At 68.4% G+C, this 2,466-nt stretch carries 3 protein-coding genes; all 3 read left to right on the top strand.

Annotation, left to right across the window (positions count from 1 at the left end):
- Positions 1–806 (top strand): GlxA family transcriptional regulator (locus VJS38_RS04605; protein WP_324086975.1); only part of this gene is annotated, 806 nt, incomplete at its 5' end.
- Between the two features lie 119 nt (positions 807–925).
- Positions 926–1,591 carry a GntR family transcriptional regulator gene (locus VJS38_RS04600; RefSeq protein ID WP_324086974.1) on the top strand — a complete coding sequence of 222 codons (666 nt, stop codon included), beginning with the start codon at positions 926–928 and terminating at the stop codon, positions 1,589–1,591.
- A gap of 107 nt (positions 1,592–1,698) precedes the next feature.
- A partial coding sequence (locus VJS38_RS04595; protein WP_324086973.1) for a TonB-dependent receptor occupies positions 1,699–2,466 on the top strand: 768 nt, incomplete at its 3' end.

Genomic DNA, 2,466 nt, shown 5'->3' with positions numbered 1-2,466 from the left:
CCAGCGCCACCGCCTCGAACGGCGCGACCCTGATGTGCGAGCGCCAGGTCGGCAACGCCCTGGAGCCGGACATGCTGTTCGTCTTTGCCGGCGGCGATCCGGCGACGTTCAAGGATCCGGCGACCTTTGCCTGGCTGCGCCGCATGGCGGGGCGGGGGATCGCGCTCGGCGGCGTCTCGGGCGGACCGTATGTCCTGGCCCGCGCCGGCCTGCTCGCAGGCCGCCGCGCGACCATCCACTGGGAACACGCCGACGACTTTCGCGAGCACTTCGCGGACGTGACGCTGGAAGGCGGCCTGTACGTCATGGACCGGGGGCGGATGACCTGCGCCGGCGGTACGGCGGGCCTCGATCTCGCCCTCGAGCTGATCGAGACCGACCATGGCCGCGCGCTCGCCGGACGCGTCGGCGAGTGGTTCATCCGCACCGAGCCGCGGCGCGGGGACGGGGCCCAGCGTCCCGGCCTGCGCGAGCGTTACGGCGTGCGGCACGCGGGCCTGCTGCGCGCGCTCGGCGAGATGGAGGCCGCCATCGAGACTCCCCGTCCGCGCGACGCTCTCGCCCATGCCGCGGGCGTCTCCGTGCGCCAGCTCGAGCGGCTCTTCCGGACCCACCTGGGCGGCGGCCTCGCCGAAGTCTACCTCCGGATCCGGCTGGAACATGCGCGGCGGCTGCTGCGCACCACGGGCCTGACCGTCACCGAGGTCGCCGTGGCCTGTGGCTTCCTCAGCAGCAGCCACTTCGCGCGCGTTTTCCGGCGCGCCTACGGCTGCTCCCCCCGCACGGCGTTTCGCGAACTGGCCTGAACCGGCCGGATCTCGCCGGCGTTCCGGCGCCCGCCTGAGCGAGCGATCCAGCGAAGCCTTTCATTGTGCGCTTGCAGATTTTCGAATATCTTGCCATTGTTCGATAAAGGGTAGGATCTGTGACGACACTCGCCGACAACGTAGAACTCGCGCTGCGGGCCGACCTGGTGAACGGCGTCCATCCGCCGGGCGGCCGTCTGCGGATGGAAATGCTGGCGGAGCGCTATGGCGCCGGCTTGTCGCCGGTGCGGGAAGCGCTGTCGCGTCTCTATGCCGAAGGGCTGGTCAGCCTGGAGAGCAACAAGGGATTTCGGGTTCCTGCGCTGACGCGGGACGATCTGGCTGACATCGCGTTCGCCCGGGGGGCGATAGAGACGGCGGCGCTCCGCCGCGCAATGGAGCGAGGCGACCTCGCATGGGAAGCCATGCTGGTGTCTGCGCTGCACACCTATCGACAGACCAGCCGAAGCCTCGACACGTCCAATCCCGAACGCCTCCAGGCCTGGCAGGCGGCGCATGACGGACTGCATCGCGCGCTCATCGCCGGCAGCGGATCGCCGCGGATCGAGCAAATCCAGGAACGTCTGCTGGTGCAGCACGCGCGCTATCGCCAGCTGCTGTACCGCATTCCGATAGACTTCAAGGTCCACGAACGCGAGCACGTCGACCTTGTCGAGGCGGTGCTGGCCCGGGACGTCGAGGTCGCCGTCGGCATGATGGCGGACCACATCGCCATCACCCTCGACGTTCTCGACCAATGGGGGATCTGGAACGAAGCGGGCTGAATTCAGCTTGAGCGCAGCCGGCCAGAAATAGGCCTGACTGCAAAACAATAGGGGGAAGCGAAATGCTTAGGAAGATTAGCCTGGCCACGTCTGTGGCTGGGGCGGCGTTGCTGTGCGCCGGCGTGGCGCAGGCGCAGGTCCAGACGTCGGCTGCGCCGCCTGGAGCGACTGACGGCGCCGGGGCTGCGCAAGTCACTGATGAAATCGTGGTCACGGCCCAGTTCCGAACGCAGCGGCTTCAGGACGTGCCGATTGCGGTGTCGGCGGTCAGCGGCGAGGCCTTGCAGCAGGCCCATGTCCGCTCGCTCGAGGATCTCAGCGCCGCGGTGCCCAGCTTCTCGGTGGCGGCGAACTCCAATTACGGCGCGGCGCCGATCAGCCTCAGGGGCGTGGGCGGGGCGAACGGCGGCGGCAACGTCTTCGCCGATGAGCCGGTCGCCGTCTATTTCGATGGCGCCGTCGTCAGCCGTCCGCGCTATTCCTCGCTCGATCTCGTCGATGTCGACAGCATCGAGGTGCTGCGGGGGCCGCAGGGCACCCTTTACGGCCGCAATTCCTCGGCCGGCGCGGTGCTTCTGAAGTCGGCGGCGCCGACCGAAGACTTCTATGGCTACATCGACGGCAGCGCCGGCAGCTATCACGATTTTCGCGTGCGCGGCGCTCTTTCCGGCCCGCTCGATCACGAGGGCCGGCTGCTTGCCAGGCTTGCGGTGGGCTATTCCGACTATGGCGGGTGGGCTCGGAACTATGATGGCAAGCGCCTCGGCGGCAGCCGCGACGTCATGGTGCGCGGCACGTTGCTGGCGAAGCCGACCGACCAGCTCACGCTGAAGCTCATCACCGAATATTCGGATCAGAACTCTCATCCGGCGCTG

This window comes from Phenylobacterium sp., assembly GCF_035276905.1.
GTDB lineage: Bacteria > Pseudomonadota > Alphaproteobacteria > Caulobacterales > Caulobacteraceae > Phenylobacterium.
The sequence above is the reverse complement of the archived record's forward strand: the minus strand, read 5'-3'. Positions and strand labels throughout refer to the sequence as shown.